We start from the raw sequence: 14,407 nt of genomic DNA, 5'->3' as shown, positions 1-14,407 counted from the left end.
GCGATAGCGGACTGACAGCCGACTTAAACTTCAGGCAGTCCCGCCCCTCGCCTGCTGCTCCAGATGCACCTGCAAATCCGGATCAATATTCAGCGCCGCTGCCAGCTCATCCAGATAGTTGCGCTCGGCATCCTGCTGATCGTCCACCAGCATCACGCTGGCCAGGTACATCTCGGCGGCCATGCCGGGATCGGTGGCCGATTGCGCCACCTCGGCAGGGTCGAGCGGCTTGGCGACTTCATCGTCGAGCCACTGCTGCAATTGCGGATCGTCGGTATGACGGCCGATTTCGGTGCTGATCATCTGCTTCTCGGCCGGGTCGATACGGCCATCGGCCTTGGCCGCCGCGATCAGTGCCCGCAGGATTGCATGGCTGTGCTCCTCGACTTCCGGTCCGGCCAACAGATCCACCGTACGTGGCGCCTGTTGCGGCGCCTGCTGCGGCTGCGCGGCCTGGCTGCGCTGCCAGGCCTGATACGCCTGGAACGCCATCATTCCCAGTGAAGCGAGCGCGGCATAATTGGTGCCACTACCCAAACGCGCTTGCGGCGAACCGCCCATCGGCGAGCCACCGCCCAGCAGACCACCGAGCAATCCGCCCAGGCCGCCCAATCCACCGCCGCCGGCACTGCCCCCCCCTCCGCCGCCGCCCATCAGGCCGCCGAGCAGTCCACCCAGGTCGCCGAGCCCACCCGACGCGCCACCGCCGTCCTGTCGCGGCATGGCACCCTGGCCGCCCCGCAGTAACTGTTCAAGCAGATCGCTGGTGTTCATGACGGCATCCTCATCGAGGGAAGTGATCCAGACAGACAACAATAGTCCTCGCCGGTAAATGTGCTACCACCGTTTGGCCGACGTGCCCCCCGGCACAGTGTTGTGGATATTTGCGGGGTATTTTTTGGCGGCGCAGCTAAGATTCATAGGTGGTGAACCTTATTCCCGGATACCCGGTCGATACCTGCAACCCGACCCGGTTTGCCGCCGCCCTCGATGCTGAGGACGATGACTGGCTTGCTTCACTTTCTGGAGAACGCCCCCGTGATTTCGACTCTACACATCGCCAGGCTCAAAGCGTGGGGAGCCCATGGTTTTACCGCTACCGGTGTGGTCACCGCTTTCCTTGCAACCCTCGCCCTGCTCGATAACCAACCGACCCATTGCCTGCTGTGGCTGGGCGTGGCCTTGATCGTGGACGGACTGGACGGCGCGTTGGCGCGCAAGGTCAATGTGCAGTCGGTGCTGCCGAGCTTCGACGGCTCGATCCTCGACCTGGTCATCGACTACCTGACGTATGTATTCATCCCGGCGCTGTTCATCTATCGCTATATTCCGTTGCCGGACTACACGCTGCTGCTGACCGTGTCGCTGATCCTGGTGTCGTCGCTGTTCTGCTTCTGCAACGTCAATATGAAAAGCAAGGACAACTACTTCCAGGGCTTTCCCGCCGCGTGGAATGTGGTTGCCCTGTGCCTGTACATCATCGCGCCGTCGCCGTGGATCACCTTCCTGACGGTGATCGGCCTGGCCCTGCTGACACTGACCCGGATGAAATTTTTGCACCCGTTCCGTGTGCGCCGTTTCATGCCGATCAACATTGCCGTCACGGCCATCTGGTTGCTGTGCAGCTTGTCGCTGGTGATCAACCACCCGGTGATCAACCCGCTGGTCATGGGGCTGTGGTTGCTGATGTCGGCTTACTTCCTGGGCATCTGCTTCTGGCGCACCGCGCTGGAGTGGTTCGACGGATCGCGGCTTAAGTAACGCCATGCCTATCCATATCGTGCGCCTGGGCTCACTGCGCCAACCCCACGAAGGCTTGCGCCTGGGCACGGTGCGCCGCCCACCCCGTGGCGTACCGAAAGCCGAGTTCGCCACGCGGGACTTCTACGATGTGTGGCAGCCGCTGCTGTCGCCCAGCGCGGAGCTGGTTGCTGAAGCACTGGCAGCTCAGGATGCCAAGGCCTGGACTGTGTTCGTACGCAAGTTCAAGGCGGAAATGAAGCAGCCGGCGGCCAGCCAGATGCTGGACCTGCTGGCTGCCCTCTCCCACCACACCTCCCTGGCCGTGGGCTGCTATTGCGAGGAAGAAGCCCATTGTCATCGGTCGATATTGCGCGAGTTGCTGGAGGCGCGGGGCGCGGAGGTTATTTAACTCACTCAAACACACCAAATATCCCCTGTAGGAGCGAGCCTGCTCGCGAAGGCGGTGTGTCAGTCAAAGAACATATTGAATGTGATGGCCTCTTCGCGAGCAGGCTCGCTCCCACAGGGGCTTTGTGTACATGACATAAGTGCCGATGATCGCCCCCCGCAGGCGCCAGGCGCCGATCATGGTAAATATTCAGAGGTTGAAGCCAGGCCGAACGCCCCCCGGGAGGTTTGTCATGTCCGAGCAATCACGCTTCATGCTGGTAGCTTCGCCGCTGATGGAACACAGCCCCGCCTTCGACCGGGCGGCGGCGCTGGCCAGGGCTGAAGACGCGGCGCTGCACATCGTGGCGTTCGATTATCTGGAAGGTCTGGCCACCGCCGGCATTGTCAACGAAACGGCGCTGGAACAGATGCGCCTGGGCTACGTCGATCGCCACCGCCAGTGGCTCGAGGACCAGGCCCGGCCCCTGCGCAAAATCGGCGTGCACATCACCACCGAGGTGGCGTGGGTGGACAACCCGCTGGAGGAGATTCTGATCCATCTCAAGGAACAGCCGATGGACGTGCTGATCAAGGCGCTGGAGCACCAATCGCTGCTGTCGCGGCTGATCTTCACCCCGCTGGATGTGCATCTGCTGCGCGAGTGTCCGGTGCCTTTACACTTCGTCAGCCACGCGATCAATGCCCTGCCCCGCAAGGTGGTTGCGGCGGTCGACCCCTTCCATCGCGATGACCACTACAAAAGCTTCAATGACCGCATCCTGCACGAAGCCTCGAAACTGGCCAGTGCCTGCAATGCCGAGCTCGATGTGGTCTACGCCTATGACCTTTCGTCCATCAGTTCGGACGAATTCGGTTTCGACAACGGCTCGGCATTTTTCTCCTCGACCAAGCACAAGACCCTGTATGACGATCAACTGGAAGCCTTCAACGAACTGGCCGAACGCAATGGCATCGCCCAGGCACAGCGACACATGATCATGGGCAACCCGGCCAGGGTCCTGACCCGCTATGCCGATGCCTATGACATCGACGTGATCGTCATGGGTCGCCTCGGCCATCGCGGCATGGGGCGGATGATCGGCAGCACGGTGGAGCACCTGCTGTACAAAATGCCCTGCAGTGTCTGGGTGGTGTACACCGAGCGGCTGGATGAATAACAAGGCTGGACCAGACACCGCCCCTGTGGGAGCGAGCCTGCTCGCGAAGGCAGCGTGTCAGTCACATCATCTCTGACTGATAGACCGTCTTCGCGAGCAGGCTCGCTCCCACAAGGGGACTCTGTGTTGTCAGGTTAGCGCCGTGTGATCACCACCTCCAGGTATTCACTGGGCACCACCAGCGACCGATCCCCCGCCCGGTTCGAGCGGTTGAGCAGTTCGGTCAGGTCATTTTCCAGGGCCTTGGCGCCGTCCGCCGGCAGCGCCGCGAACGCCTTGTGCAGCGGCCCGTACCAACTGCGGAACGTGTCGATGAAATGCCCGGCGTTGCGATAGCGGAAGGTGAAGGTCTTGCGCGCCACCTGGACCAGGAAGTTGCGCTCGTCGAAGTGGGTGTGCAACCAGGCTTCGGTGCCCCACTGTGACGGCGGTTGCGCACCGGGAGGTGGCGGCATGTGCTTGCCCAGGGTCTTGAACATCTGGCCGACGAAACCTTCCGGGGTCCAGTTGGCCAGGCCGATCCGCCCTCCCGGCCGACAGACCCGCGCCAGCTCCGCGGCCGCCTTGGGCTGGTCCGGCGTAAACATCACGCCGAAAGTCGAAAGCACGGCATCAAAACTGGCATCCTCAAAGGGCAGCGCTTCGGCATCGGCCACTTGAAATATGACGTTCAGGCGTTCAGCCCTCGCGCGGTCTTCACCGCGTTCGAGCAGCGCCGCCACATAGTCGGTCGAGGTGACAAGGCAGCCCCGGCGTGCAGCGGCCAGTGTCGCGTTACCATTGCCGGCAGCGACATCCAGCACCTGCTCATCGCACAGCAGGTCGCAGGCCTCGGCCAGTTGTTCGCCGACGATCTGCAGGGTGGTGCCGATCACGGCGTAATCGCCACTGGCCCAGGCGGCCATTTGACGGTTTTTCAGGGCAACAAGATCAATGGGTGTACTCATGAATTCCGCTCCGATTCGGGTTGGAACACAGCTCGGCTTATTCTGCCGTGGTCGGATCGATGATCGCCGTGACTTGGGAAATGCGATTGGCCGGGAAACCGCTCTGCCTGGCGTGCTCCTTGATCTGCTCTTCGCTCGGCGCGATGTACACGCAGTACAGCTTGTCACCGGTGACATAACTCTGCAGCCACTGCACCTCCGGCAACTCGCGCAAGGTCCTGCAGGACTTTTGCGAAGCGGCCTTCAAATCCCTTTCTGACAGTGTTCCAGCACCGGGTATCTCACGTTCAATAACGAACTTGGGCATGGCAACCTCTCATTCTTGTTCTGGAAGACAGGGCCGGCAGTGACCCTGCAAGCAAACTATCGCTCTGGCGCGCGGCGGCGTCCTGCCCGATCGTCGGCCAACCCTGTCCGATCGTCCGGAGGTTTCATGCTTCGCTGCCAGGGGGGCACAATCAGGCTCACCACCCTCAGTCCCTTCACGGGAAAACGCTATGGACGCCCTGTCTCAGACCCTTCGCGTCGTCCGTCTGGTCGGCGCCATTTTCATCAACGCCAGGTTCACCGCGCCCTGGTGTTACCAATCACCGAGTGCCGACACTGCCGCACCGTTTCTGGAACCGAACGCCGAACGGGTGGTGATCTTTCACTTGATCACCGAGGGCGAGTGTTACGTTGAACTGGGGGACGACCCACCGCTGCTGCTGACCGCCGGCGATGTCGTGGTGTTTCCCCAGGGCGATGCCCATCGCATGAGCTCCTGCCCCGGCTTGACCCCGGCCAGCGGGGCGCGGCTGGACAAAGTCCTGGCGCGGCGGCCACGACAGTTGAGCTATGGCGGTGGCGGCGCAGTGACCCGTCTGGTGTGTGGCTACCTGGCCTGCGATACACGTTTGGCGGGTATGTTGCTGACGGGATTGCCAGCGGTGGTACGGGTCAACGTGCGTGGCTCGGCCGCGGGTATCTGGCTGGAATCTTCCGTGCATTACGCCCTTGCCGAAGCTCGCTCGCCCAGGCCTGGCGGCGAAGGTGTGCTGGCGAAACTGGCCGAGGTGTTGTTCATCGAGGTGCTGCGCCTGTACATGCACGAGCACGGCAAGGGCCGCACCGGCTGGCTGGCGGGTGTGAGCGACCGGATCGTCGGCGCCGCCCTCAATGCCTTGCACAAAAAGCCCTGCCACAGCTGGACGCTGGATGAACTGGCGCGCACTGCCGGCACTTCCAGGTCCGTGTTGGCCGAGCGCTTTCAACAATTGGTGGGGGTTTCGCCGATGCAGTACCTGACGCAATGGCGGATGCTGCTGGCGGCCAATCTGTTACGCAGCAGCAACAGTTCCCTGATCCGCATTGCCGAAGAAGTGGGCTATCAGACCGACACGGCGTTCAGTCGGGCCTTTCGGCGCGAGTATGGAACACCGCCGGCGGCGTGGCGGCGTACCCAGGCGGCGTCCACGCATTAAGCCTCACCTCGACCTGTAGGAGCTGGCTTGCCAGCGAAGACGCAGTGTCAGTCACATCAATATTGGCTGGCACTCCGCTTTCGCTGGCAAGCCAGCTCCTACATAGCGTGTCGTGTTGCGGGTTTACGCGGCTGGAGCGCCAGCCTTCGCCTCCTCCAGCAACTGCTGGATCACCTGCTCCTGAGTGTCATAACTCCCTTCGCCGAAGTGGGTGTAACGCACCTGGCCCTTGGCGTCGATGATGTAGTGTGCGGGCCAGTACTGGTTGTCGAAGTTGCGCCAGATGGCGTAGTTGTTATCGATCGCCACCGGGTAGGTGATGCCGTATTCCTTCACCTTGTCCCTGACGTTGTCGATGATGCGTTCAAACCCGTATTCAGGGGTGTGCACGCCGATCACCACCAGGCCATCCTTCTCGTATTTCTTTGCCCAGTCCTTCACGTAAGGCAGGGTGTGCTTGCAGTTGATGCAGTCGAAGGTCCAGAAGTCCACCAGCACCACTTTGCCTTTGAGCGATTGATTGGTCAGTGCCGGCGAGTTGAGCCATTCCACGGCGCCGGACAGCGACGGCATGGCGCCCTGGGCGTTGTCCATGGACTCGGCCTTGACCTTGCTGACGAAGTAATCGACCACTTTCGGCACGGTTTCCAGCACGCCTTTCTCGACCTTGCCGACACCTTCCGAGGACGTGTTGGCCAGCAGCACGTTGTCGGCACCGGTGGCAATCACGGCCGCACCGGCCAGCACCGCGACACCGGCGCCACGACGCAGCCAGCCCGTCACCGGAATCGACGGTTTCAAGCGATTGACCAGGCCGCGGCCAGCGAAGATCAGGATGCCCAGGGACAGCGCACTGCCCAGACCGTAGGCCACCAGCAACAGACTGGTGCCGGCGTTTGCGCCTTGCAGCATGGCACTGGTGAGGATCACCCCGAGGATCGGTCCGGCACACGGCGCCCAGAGCAGGCCGGTGGCGACGCCGATCATCAGCGAACCCAGCGGACCAGAGACCTTGCGGCTGTTCGGGTCGAGGCGATTGCCCAGCCGGACGAAAGGATGTGCCAGCCAGTCGCCGACCCGGGCGGAAATCAGCGACAGGGCAAACAGCACCATCACGATCAGGGCCACATGCCGGCCGGCGTTGCTGGCTTTTATCACCCACTCGCTGCTGACCACGGCCAGGCTGGAGACCAGGGCAAACGTCAGGACCATGCCGCCGAGGGTGAGCAGGATCGATGAGCGCTTGCGGTCGGCACCGGCGAACAGGAACGGCACGACCGGGAGGATGCAGGGGCTGAGGACGGTCAATATGCCGCCCAGGAAAGCGATGAGAAACATGGGATCACCTTTGAAACTGTTGGGAGGCATTCACCAGACAACCCCTGTGGGAGCGAGCCTGCTCGCGAAAGCGGTCTGACTGTCACATCGATGTCGACTGACACTCAGCCTTCGCGAGCAGGCTCGCTCCCACAGTGGATTGTGGGTGTCGATAGAACCGTGTTCGGAACTCAGGCGCTTTGTTCATCCAGCCATTTGCCTTGGGACGTACGGCTGGACCCGTTCTCCGCCAGGAGGGCATCGGCGCTCTGCTTCGCCACCGGCGCCAGTTGGAAACAGGTGCTGCTGCCGCAAGCGCTTTGTTCGACAGCGGCATTGGCATGGGCTGCCGCACCGGCGACGGAGAAAGCAATGGCGGTCAAGAATCGGCTGACGTTGTTCATGGTGTTGTTCCTCGCTTCAAATGGGATGGGCAATGGGTGATCGCTGGACTCAGTTGTCCGCGTTGCAGCTGTCAGAAATCTTGCGGTAGTCCAGGACCTGGGTTTTGTTGTGGGAGTCCAGGTAGGTCAGCTGCGCATCGACCACACCGCAGGAAGGCGAAGCGTCCTGTTTCAGCGACACCACTTTCTTGATGTCCAGTTGCGTGCCGTAGGTGTAGGTTTTGGCGCTGACATCGGCTTCGGCACGGGCCGACAAGGTGCAGATGTTCAGAGCGGCAAACAGGCAGGCGGCGTAGATGGCTTTGGTGTTCATGGCGGTTTCCTCAAGGTTTTAACAAGTTGGGCCGAGGCGATTTGGGTTTGCCTCGATGGAACCTATTAAAAGCGCGTGAGGTATCCCGTATGTGTCGGGAACTGGCGCGTGTAAATCGGTACGTATCAGAACCGGGCCGGGATACAGAGAGATACAAACCCCCTGAAAAAACGCGTTTTTGCGTCTGTGTGTATCCCCCGGGAAGCCAGATACACTGCAATACAAACGCCTGCGGGCGAGCGAGCCAAGGCTCGATAGACTGTGCGACATCCCCCGTTGATAGAGGCAAGTCCCCATGGAACACGTCGATCACATTCTCATCGTTGACGATGACCGCGAGATCCGGGAACTGGTGGGCAACTACCTTAAGAAGAACGGCTTGCGCACCACGGTCGTGGCGGATGGCCGGCAAATGCGCACCTTCCTCGAGTCCACCCCGGTGGACCTGATCGTGCTGGACATCATGATGCCGGGCGACGATGGCCTGATGCTCTGCCGCGAACTGCGCGCCGGCAAACACAAGGCCACTCCGGTGCTGATGCTCACCGCGCGCAACGATGAAACCGACCGCATCATCGGCCTGGAAATGGGCGCTGACGATTACCTGGTCAAGCCATTCGCCGCCCGTGAACTGCTGGCCCGCATCAATGCCGTCCTGCGTCGCACGCGGATGCTGCCACCGAACCTGGTGGTGACCGAGAGCAGTCGGCTGCTGGCCTTCGGACGCTGGCAGCTGGACACATCCGCCCGGCACCTGCTCGACGGCGACGGCACCATGGTCGCCCTCAGCGGTGCCGAATACCGTTTGCTGCGGGTGTTCCTCGATCATCCGCAGCGGGTGCTCAATCGCGATCAGTTGCTCAACCTGACCCAGGGCCGCGACGCCGACCTGTTCGATCGCTCCATCGACCTGCTGGTGAGCCGCCTGCGCCAGCGCCTGCTGGACGATGCCCGCGAACCGGCCTACATCAAGACCGTGCGCAGCGAGGGCTACGTGTTCTCCCTGCCAGTGGAAATCGTGGGGGCGCCAGCATGAGCCTCTCGATGCACTGGCCCCGCACCCTGGCTTCGCGGTTGTCACTGATCTTCCTGATCGGCCTGATCCTGGCCCAGGCACTGTCCTTTGGTGCGCAGTACTACGAGCGTTACGAAAGCGCGAAGAACACCATGCTCGGGAACCTGGAAACCGACGTCTCGACGTCCATCGCCATTCTTGACCGCTTGCCTGTCGAGGAACGTGCCGGTTGGCTCAAACAACTGGACCGGCGCAATTATCGCTATCTGCTGGATGACGGCTCGCCGGGCACCTCCATGGACATGGACATGCCCGAAGCGCCTATTGCGGTGAGCTCTATCAAGGACGCCATCGGCATGGATTACCCGATGACCGTGACCGACATTCCCGGTCCGCAAAAACGCTTTCAGGTCCACCTGAAACTGTCGGACGGCAGCCCGGTGACCATCGATGTGCGACCTTCGATGCAGCCGCTGTCGCCCTGGCTGCCCTTTGTGTTGCTCGGGCAACTGGCTTTGATGATCGCCTGCACCTGGCTGGCCGTGCGCATCGCCATCCGCCCCCTCACCCGCCTCGCCGAAGCCGTGGACACCCTCGACCCCAACACCCACCCGGTGTTGCTGGACGAAAAAGGCCCGACCGAAGTGGCCCACGCGGCCAAGGCCTTCAATGCCATGCAGGCACGCATCGCGGCCTACCTGAAAGAACGCATGCAATTGCTGGCGGCAATCTCCCACGACCTGCAAACGCCAATCACCCGGATGAAACTGCGCGCCGAATTCATGGATGATTCCGTGGAGAAGGACAAACTGTGGAACGACCTGGGCGAGATGGAACACCTGGTGCGCGAAGGCGTGGCCTATGCCCGCAGCGTCCATGGCGCCACCGAAGAAAGTCGCCGTACCGACCTGGACTCGTTCCTCGACAGCCTGGTGTTCGATTATCAGGACATGGGCAAGGAAGTTCAGCTGAGCGGCAAAAGCACCACCGTTATCGACACCCGCCCCCATGCGTTGCGGCGGGTGCTGGTGAACCTGACGGATAATGCGCTGAAATTCGCCGGTGCGGCGGAGTTGCTCGTAGAGAAAAAGGCCGATGGCAGCGTGTCGGTGAAAGTCATGGACCGTGGTCCGGGCATTGCCGAAGAGGAACTGGCCCTGGTCATGGAGCCGTTCTACCGCGTGGAGAATTCGCGTAACCGCAGTACCGGCGGCACCGGTCTGGGCCTGGCGATTGCGCAGCAACTGGCGTTGGCGATCGGGGGATCGCTGACCTTGAGCAATCGCGAGGGTGGCGGGTTGTGCGCCGAGCTCAAATTGCACGGATAAAGGAAACGGTGGGAGCGAGCCTGCTCGCGAAGAGGCCAGCACAGTCAACATTTTTGCTGTCTGACACTGCGCCTTCGCAAGCAGGCTCGCTCCACTGGGGACGGTGGCGGTTAAGCAAGTCCCGCCACTAAATAACGAACCGTGCCACCAACCCATTCAGATTCACCGCCAGCCCCGACAATTCATGGCTGGCAACGCTGGTCTGGTTGGCACCGGCCGCAGATTGACTGGCGAGGTCGCGAATGTTCACCAGGTTGCGGTCGACTTCACGGGACACCTGGGCCTGTTCCTCCGATGCACTGGCGATCACCAGGTTACGCTCGTTGATCAGGTGGATCGACTGGGTGATCTGCTCCAGGGCCACGCCGGCGGCGCGGGCCAATTCCAGGGTGCTCTGGGTGCGTTGATTGCTTTGCTGCATCGACGCGACAGCTTCACCGGTACCGTTCTGAATGCCGGCGACCATCTTCTCGATTTCCTGGGTCGATTGTGCCGTACGGTGGGCCAGCGCCCTCACCTCATCGGCGACCACGGCAAAACCGCGTCCGGCTTCACCGGCACGGGCGGCTTCGATCGCAGCGTTCAACGCCAGCAGGTTGGTTTGCTCGGCGATGGCGCGGATCACGTCCAACACCTTGCCAATGTCGCGCCCCTGGGCTGCCAGGCCTTCGATCATCAGCGAGGTATTGTGCACGTCGTGGGTCATGGTCTGGATCGCGTCGACGGTTTCCACCACACGATCACGGCCTTCGCGGGCGGCCTGGGTCGACTGGTTCGACGCTTCGGACGTCGATACCGCATTGCGCGCCACTTCTTCGACGGCGGCAGTCATTTCGTTGACGGCAGTGGCAGCCTGTTCAATCTCGTTGTTCTGTTGTTGCAGACCCCGGGAGGCGTCCTGGGTCACCGCGCTGAGTTCTTCGGCGGCGGCACCCAGTTGCGAGGCGGAACCGGCGATCTGTTCGATGGTTTTGCGAAGGCTGGCCTGCATGTTCGACAAAGCACCGAGCAACCGCGCCGGCTCGTCCTGGCCATCGACCTCGATGACTTTGCTCAAATTACCATCGGCGATGGTTTGTGCCGCCAGCAACGCCCGGTTCAGCGGTGTAACAATGCTGCGAGTCAGCAACAAGGCCAACAATACGGTCATCACCGCGGCCATCACCGCCACGACGATGATGCCGGTGACAGCGGTGTTGTATTGCTCGCCCGACTCTGTCAGCGCAGCCTTTGAATAAGCGGTATTGAGCGCAACCAGTTTATTGAGTTGCTCACCCATCTGATCGGTACCGTCCTTGATTCGCGAGTTGATCAGGCTGCGCATTTCATCGAGCTTGTTCTGGCTCGACAGCTCCATCATCTGGCTCTGGGCCTGCATGTAGTTGTCGAGGGTGGCGGTGAATGTCTTGTACAGCGCGGCTTCTTCCGGCTGGGCGGGCAAAGCGGCGTAGCTTGCCTGGGCATTGCGCAGATTATTGTTCAGGACGGTGATACGAGCCTGCGCCTCCTGCAATGCGGCCGGCTCACGGTTGACCAGGATGCGGAACGAAAGAATGCGCATGCGCAGGACGTTTTCCGTCATGTTGCCAAGAAAGCCGACACTGGGCAGTTGCGTCGAGCCCATATCGATTGATGCCTGGCGGATGATCGACATGCGATTGACGGCAAACACCCCCAGCACGATGACCAACAGGGCAATAAAGGCAAACCCCAGAAAAGCTCTAGGCGCGATGTTCAGGTTACGCAGAGACATAGGATGATTCTCGGATGGTTGAGGCGACGAGCATCCTTGCCGAGATCACTGAAAGGCTGGCGTGGGCACACAGTTTTTCAGTCTGGCGCCACTGTTGTAATTGGTTTGTGCGCGCCTGTGAGTTGTATCGGCCAGTCTTGAATTTTTTTGCGGGGATCGAGTAAATAAATTTCAACGACTTACAGGCGTTTCATGGATGCAACAGATGGGACGAGCGTACAGATTCGTCTGCCGGAACATCACGCGCCAGTGCCTTGTAGGAAGCGTCTGGCATCAATCTGTTTTTTCCATTGCTAGCATTGCACCCGGCGGATTTAAAACCTGATAAGCCGCTTTTTGCATATACGCTTACTGAAACCCGGCAATGGAATACCGATAAATGGATGACAACAGAAGGCCGATCAAGGCGCGCTCTGCGGGCTGGGCCAAACGCATCACAGACCTGCTGGTCAAACGCGACATTTCACCCAACCAGATCTCCGTCGCCAGCGTGTTCTTTGCGCTGGCGGGCGCGATTGCGCTGAGTATCGACAACGGTGTGATCGGCTCGATCTGCTGCGCCGTCGGTATTCAATTGCGCCTGCTGTGCAATCTCTTCGACGGCATGGTGGCCATCGAGGGCGGCAAGCAATCGGACATCGGCAGCCTCTATAACGAATTCCCCGACCGTATCGCCGACAGCCTGCTGATCGTGGGGCTCGGCTATGCCGTCGCGCAGCCGGGCCTTGGCTGGTTTGCCGCCCTTGCCGCTGCATTGACGGCGTATGTCCGGGTGTTCGGTGGTTCGATCGGCCTGAAACAGAGCTTCATGGGGCCGATGGCCAAGCAGCACCGGATGGCGTTGATGACCGCGGGGCTGTTACTGAACGCCATCGAGGCCCACGTGTACGGCACGCACTATCTGCTGTTGTTGACACTGATCGTCATCGCCATCGGCGCCGCTGCAACCTGCGTCACCCGAACCCTGGCGATCGCCCGGCAACTGAAGGAGTCCGGCCATGTGGATCAGTAATGCCCTGATCGCGGTGCTTCGATTGCTGATCGGCGTCACCGCCCGCTGGGAAGGCCCGCCGGACCTGAGCCGGCAACGCATTTACTACGCCAACCACACCAGCCACATGGACACCCTGGCAATCATCGCAGCCCTGCCCCCTGAAGCCCGGGTCAATGTGAAGCCGGTCGCCGCCGCCGACTACTGGGGCAAGAACCGGTTTCTCTCGTACATCTCCCAACAAGGGCTCAACGCGGTCCTGATCGAGCGCAATCCGGCGCCGGGGACCAATGTACTGGAGCCGATTTTCGATGTGGTGCGGGCCGGTTATTCGATCATCATTTTCCCCGAAGGCACGCGCTCGACCCAGGCCCTGCCAGGGGCATTCAAATCCGGACTGTATCGCCTGGGCGAGTCCTTTCCCGATGTCGACCTGGTGCCCATCTACCTGGAAAACCTCCATCGTTCCATGCCCAAGGGCAAGCACGTCCCGCTGCCGATTCTCTGCACGATCCGCATCGGCAATCCGCTGCAAAGGATTGAGGGCGAGGACAAACAGGTGTTCCTGGAGCGGGCGCGTGACGCCATCGTGAGGCTGTCGAAATGAGTCTTGAGCAAAAATTCCTGTGGTTCTTTGCCGCCATCGCCTGCCTGTTGGCAGTAGCGTCAATGGTCGGTCGGGTGCTGGCCAAACGGGCCACGACCGAAAGCTCGATCGCCACCATCGAAAACCTCAACCAGCGGGTGAACGCCTGGTGGGGAATGGTCATCATCTTTTTCGTGTCCTGGTGGCTGGGACCGAATGCGACGGTGGTGCTGTTCGGTTTCATTTCCCTGTTCGCCCTCAGGGAATTCATCACCTTGACGCCCACCACGCTGGGCGATCACAACGCGCTGTTTTCGGCGTTCTTCATCCTGATACCCCTGCAGTATCTGCTGATCGGTACCCATTGGTACTCGATGTTCACCTTATTGATACCGGTGTATGCCTTCCTGCTGCTGCCGGCGATTGCGGTGTTGAGCCAGGACACCGATGCCTTTCTGGAAAGAACCTCGAAGATCCAGTGGGGCGTGATGATCTGCATCTACTGCATCAGCCACGCGCCCGCCCTGCTGCTGCTGGATCTGCGCGGCTTCACCGGGCAGAACGCGTTGCTGCTGTTCTACCTGGTGTTCGTCGTGCAGATGAGTGATGTGTTGCAGTACGTCTTCGGCAAGCTGTTCGGCAAGCACAAGGTCGCGCCCTTGGTGAGCCCGTCGAAAACCGTGGAAGGCCTGGTGGGGGGCGGGCTGTCCGCCACGTTGATCGGTGGCTGCATGTTCTGGATGACGCCGTTCAGTTTCTGGCAGTCATTGGTGATGTCTTTGGTGATCGTGGTGATGGGCTTTCTCGGGGGCCTGGTCATGTCGGCGATCAAGCGCAGCCTGAGCGCCAAGGACTGGGGCACGATGATCAAGGGGCACGGCGGCATGCTCGACCGAATGGACTCGATTTGTTTTGCCGCGCCAATTTTCTTTCACCTGACGCGGTATTTTTTCTCCACTTGAATTGACGGCAAATCCCC

The 14,407-nt window shown here is 61.0% G+C and carries 16 protein-coding genes; 9 read left to right on the top strand and 7 right to left on the bottom strand.

Going from position 1 to position 14,407, the window contains the following annotated elements:
* Nucleotides 1-30 precede the first annotated feature (30 nt).
* Complete coding sequence (locus LAB08_RS10290; protein WP_096512313.1) at nucleotides 31-774, bottom strand: tellurite resistance TerB family protein; 744 nt, start codon at nucleotides 772-774, stop codon at nucleotides 31-33.
* A 264-nt stretch (nucleotides 775-1,038) separates the two neighbouring features.
* Between LAB08_RS10290 and pcsA the strand changes: the two genes are divergently transcribed.
* The 3 genes from pcsA (at nucleotide 1,039) to LAB08_RS10275 (ending at nucleotide 3,311) form a co-directional block, all read left to right on the top strand.
* Entirely contained in the window at nucleotides 1,039-1,761 is a 723-nt protein-coding gene (pcsA, locus tag LAB08_RS10285) for a phosphatidylcholine synthase (RefSeq protein ID WP_096512314.1), read from the top strand.
* Between the two features lie 4 nt (nucleotides 1,762-1,765).
* A complete protein-coding gene (locus LAB08_RS10280) occupies nucleotides 1,766-2,152 on the top strand; it encodes a DUF488 domain-containing protein (protein WP_096512315.1) in 387 nt (128 codons plus the stop codon).
* 232 nt (nucleotides 2,153-2,384) lie between these two features.
* Nucleotides 2,385-3,311 (top strand): universal stress protein, encoded by a 927-nt coding sequence (locus LAB08_RS10275; RefSeq protein ID WP_096512317.1) that lies wholly within the window; start codon nucleotides 2,385-2,387, stop codon nucleotides 3,309-3,311.
* Between the two features lie 134 nt (nucleotides 3,312-3,445).
* Here the strand turns inward: LAB08_RS10275 and LAB08_RS10270 are convergent, their stop codons facing one another.
* Both LAB08_RS10270 and LAB08_RS10265 read right to left on the bottom strand, forming a co-directional pair.
* Nucleotides 3,446-4,258: a class I SAM-dependent methyltransferase gene (locus tag LAB08_RS10270; RefSeq protein WP_096512318.1), complete on the bottom strand. Its 813-nt coding sequence runs from the start codon at nucleotides 4,256-4,258 to the stop codon at nucleotides 3,446-3,448.
* A 37-nt stretch (nucleotides 4,259-4,295) separates the two neighbouring features.
* A complete protein-coding gene (locus LAB08_RS10265; protein WP_096512319.1) occupies nucleotides 4,296-4,565 on the bottom strand; it encodes a DUF4242 domain-containing protein in 270 nt (89 codons plus the stop codon).
* A gap of 190 nt (nucleotides 4,566-4,755) precedes the next feature.
* On the opposite strand from LAB08_RS10265, the gene LAB08_RS10260 reads away from it, so the two are divergent.
* The gene (locus LAB08_RS10260) at nucleotides 4,756-5,721 is read left to right on the top strand and encodes an AraC family transcriptional regulator (RefSeq protein ID WP_096512320.1); all 966 of its coding nucleotides are present in this window, start codon (nucleotides 4,756-4,758) and stop codon (nucleotides 5,719-5,721) included.
* Between the two features lie 123 nt (nucleotides 5,722-5,844).
* Here LAB08_RS10260 and LAB08_RS10255 read toward each other — a convergent pair whose 3' ends face one another.
* The 3 genes from LAB08_RS10255 to LAB08_RS10245 form a co-directional block, all read right to left on the bottom strand.
* On the bottom strand, nucleotides 5,845-7,059 hold the full coding sequence (locus LAB08_RS10255) for a cytochrome c biogenesis protein DipZ (protein WP_096512321.1): 1,215 nt from the start codon (nucleotides 7,057-7,059) through the stop codon (nucleotides 5,845-5,847).
* Nucleotides 7,060-7,229: 170 nt separating this feature from the next.
* Nucleotides 7,230-7,442, bottom strand: coding sequence for a hypothetical protein (locus tag LAB08_RS10250; protein WP_096512322.1), 213 nt, complete (start codon nucleotides 7,440-7,442; stop codon nucleotides 7,230-7,232).
* A gap of 49 nt (nucleotides 7,443-7,491) precedes the next feature.
* Nucleotides 7,492-7,755, bottom strand: coding sequence for a DUF2790 domain-containing protein (locus LAB08_RS10245; RefSeq protein WP_096512323.1), 264 nt, complete (start codon nucleotides 7,753-7,755; stop codon nucleotides 7,492-7,494).
* A gap of 295 nt (nucleotides 7,756-8,050) precedes the next feature.
* On the opposite strand from LAB08_RS10245, the gene LAB08_RS10240 reads away from it, so the two are divergent.
* Nucleotides 8,051-8,791 (top strand): response regulator, encoded by a 741-nt coding sequence (locus LAB08_RS10240; RefSeq protein WP_096512324.1) that lies wholly within the window; start codon nucleotides 8,051-8,053, stop codon nucleotides 8,789-8,791.
* The gene (locus LAB08_RS10235) at nucleotides 8,788-10,098 is read left to right on the top strand and encodes an ATP-binding protein (protein WP_096512325.1); all 1,311 of its coding nucleotides are present in this window, start codon (nucleotides 8,788-8,790) and stop codon (nucleotides 10,096-10,098) included. The genes LAB08_RS10240 and LAB08_RS10235 overlap by 4 nt, the downstream gene beginning before the upstream one ends.
* Before the next feature lie 127 nt (nucleotides 10,099-10,225).
* Here LAB08_RS10235 and LAB08_RS10230 read toward each other — a convergent pair whose 3' ends face one another.
* Nucleotides 10,226-11,851: a methyl-accepting chemotaxis protein gene (locus LAB08_RS10230; RefSeq protein WP_096512326.1), complete on the bottom strand. Its 1,626-nt coding sequence runs from the start codon at nucleotides 11,849-11,851 to the stop codon at nucleotides 10,226-10,228.
* Nucleotides 11,852-12,230: 379 nt separating this feature from the next.
* Here LAB08_RS10230 and LAB08_RS10225 point away from each other — a divergent pair, with 379 nt between their 5' ends.
* From LAB08_RS10225 to LAB08_RS10215, 3 genes are read left to right on the top strand one after another with little or no spacing between them, the layout of a single operon-like run.
* Nucleotides 12,231-12,863, top strand: coding sequence for a CDP-alcohol phosphatidyltransferase family protein (locus LAB08_RS10225; RefSeq protein WP_096512327.1), 633 nt, complete (start codon nucleotides 12,231-12,233; stop codon nucleotides 12,861-12,863).
* On the top strand, nucleotides 12,850-13,449 hold the full coding sequence (locus tag LAB08_RS10220) for a lysophospholipid acyltransferase family protein (RefSeq protein WP_096512328.1): 600 nt from the start codon (nucleotides 12,850-12,852) through the stop codon (nucleotides 13,447-13,449). The genes LAB08_RS10225 and LAB08_RS10220 overlap by 14 nt, the downstream gene beginning before the upstream one ends.
* Nucleotides 13,446-14,390 carry a phosphatidate cytidylyltransferase gene (locus LAB08_RS10215; RefSeq protein WP_096512329.1) on the top strand — a complete coding sequence of 315 codons (945 nt, stop codon included), beginning with the start codon at nucleotides 13,446-13,448 and terminating at the stop codon, nucleotides 14,388-14,390. Before LAB08_RS10220 ends, LAB08_RS10215 begins: the two co-directional genes overlap by 4 nt.
* Nucleotides 14,391-14,407: the final 17 nt, after the last annotated feature.

Source organism: Pseudomonas izuensis, assembly GCF_002356535.2.
Classification (GTDB): Bacteria; Pseudomonadota; Gammaproteobacteria; order Pseudomonadales; family Pseudomonadaceae; genus Aquipseudomonas; species Aquipseudomonas izuensis.
Note: the sequence above shows the minus strand (reverse complement) of the source record. Positions and strands in the feature narration are given on the sequence as shown.

Coding starts and splice junctions, on each gene's coding strand:
- LAB08_RS10280 (WP_096512315.1), top strand. CDS start 1,766: ATGCCTATCCATATCGTGCGCCTGGGCTCACTGCGCCAACCCCACGAA.
- LAB08_RS10225 (WP_096512327.1), top strand. CDS start 12,231: ATGGATGACAACAGAAGGCCGATCAAGGCGCGCTCTGCGGGCTGGGCC.
- LAB08_RS10270 (WP_096512318.1), bottom strand. CDS start 4,258: ATGAGTACACCCATTGATCTTGTTGCCCTGAAAAACCGTCAAATGGCC.
- LAB08_RS10260 (WP_096512320.1), top strand. CDS start 4,756: ATGGACGCCCTGTCTCAGACCCTTCGCGTCGTCCGTCTGGTCGGCGCC.
- LAB08_RS10290 (WP_096512313.1), bottom strand. CDS start 774: ATGAACACCAGCGATCTGCTTGAACAGTTACTGCGGGGCGGCCAGGGT.
- LAB08_RS10255 (WP_096512321.1), bottom strand. CDS start 7,059: ATGTTTCTCATCGCTTTCCTGGGCGGCATATTGACCGTCCTCAGCCCC.
- LAB08_RS10275 (WP_096512317.1), top strand. CDS start 2,385: ATGTCCGAGCAATCACGCTTCATGCTGGTAGCTTCGCCGCTGATGGAA.
- LAB08_RS10245 (WP_096512323.1), bottom strand. CDS start 7,755: ATGAACACCAAAGCCATCTACGCCGCCTGCCTGTTTGCCGCTCTGAAC.
- LAB08_RS10235 (WP_096512325.1), top strand. CDS start 8,788: ATGAGCCTCTCGATGCACTGGCCCCGCACCCTGGCTTCGCGGTTGTCA.
- LAB08_RS10265 (WP_096512319.1), bottom strand. CDS start 4,565: ATGCCCAAGTTCGTTATTGAACGTGAGATACCCGGTGCTGGAACACTG.
- LAB08_RS10215 (WP_096512329.1), top strand. CDS start 13,446: ATGAGTCTTGAGCAAAAATTCCTGTGGTTCTTTGCCGCCATCGCCTGC.
- LAB08_RS10250 (WP_096512322.1), bottom strand. CDS start 7,442: ATGAACAACGTCAGCCGATTCTTGACCGCCATTGCTTTCTCCGTCGCC.
- LAB08_RS10230 (WP_096512326.1), bottom strand. CDS start 11,851: ATGTCTCTGCGTAACCTGAACATCGCGCCTAGAGCTTTTCTGGGGTTT.
- LAB08_RS10220 (WP_096512328.1), top strand. CDS start 12,850: ATGTGGATCAGTAATGCCCTGATCGCGGTGCTTCGATTGCTGATCGGC.
- LAB08_RS10240 (WP_096512324.1), top strand. CDS start 8,051: ATGGAACACGTCGATCACATTCTCATCGTTGACGATGACCGCGAGATC.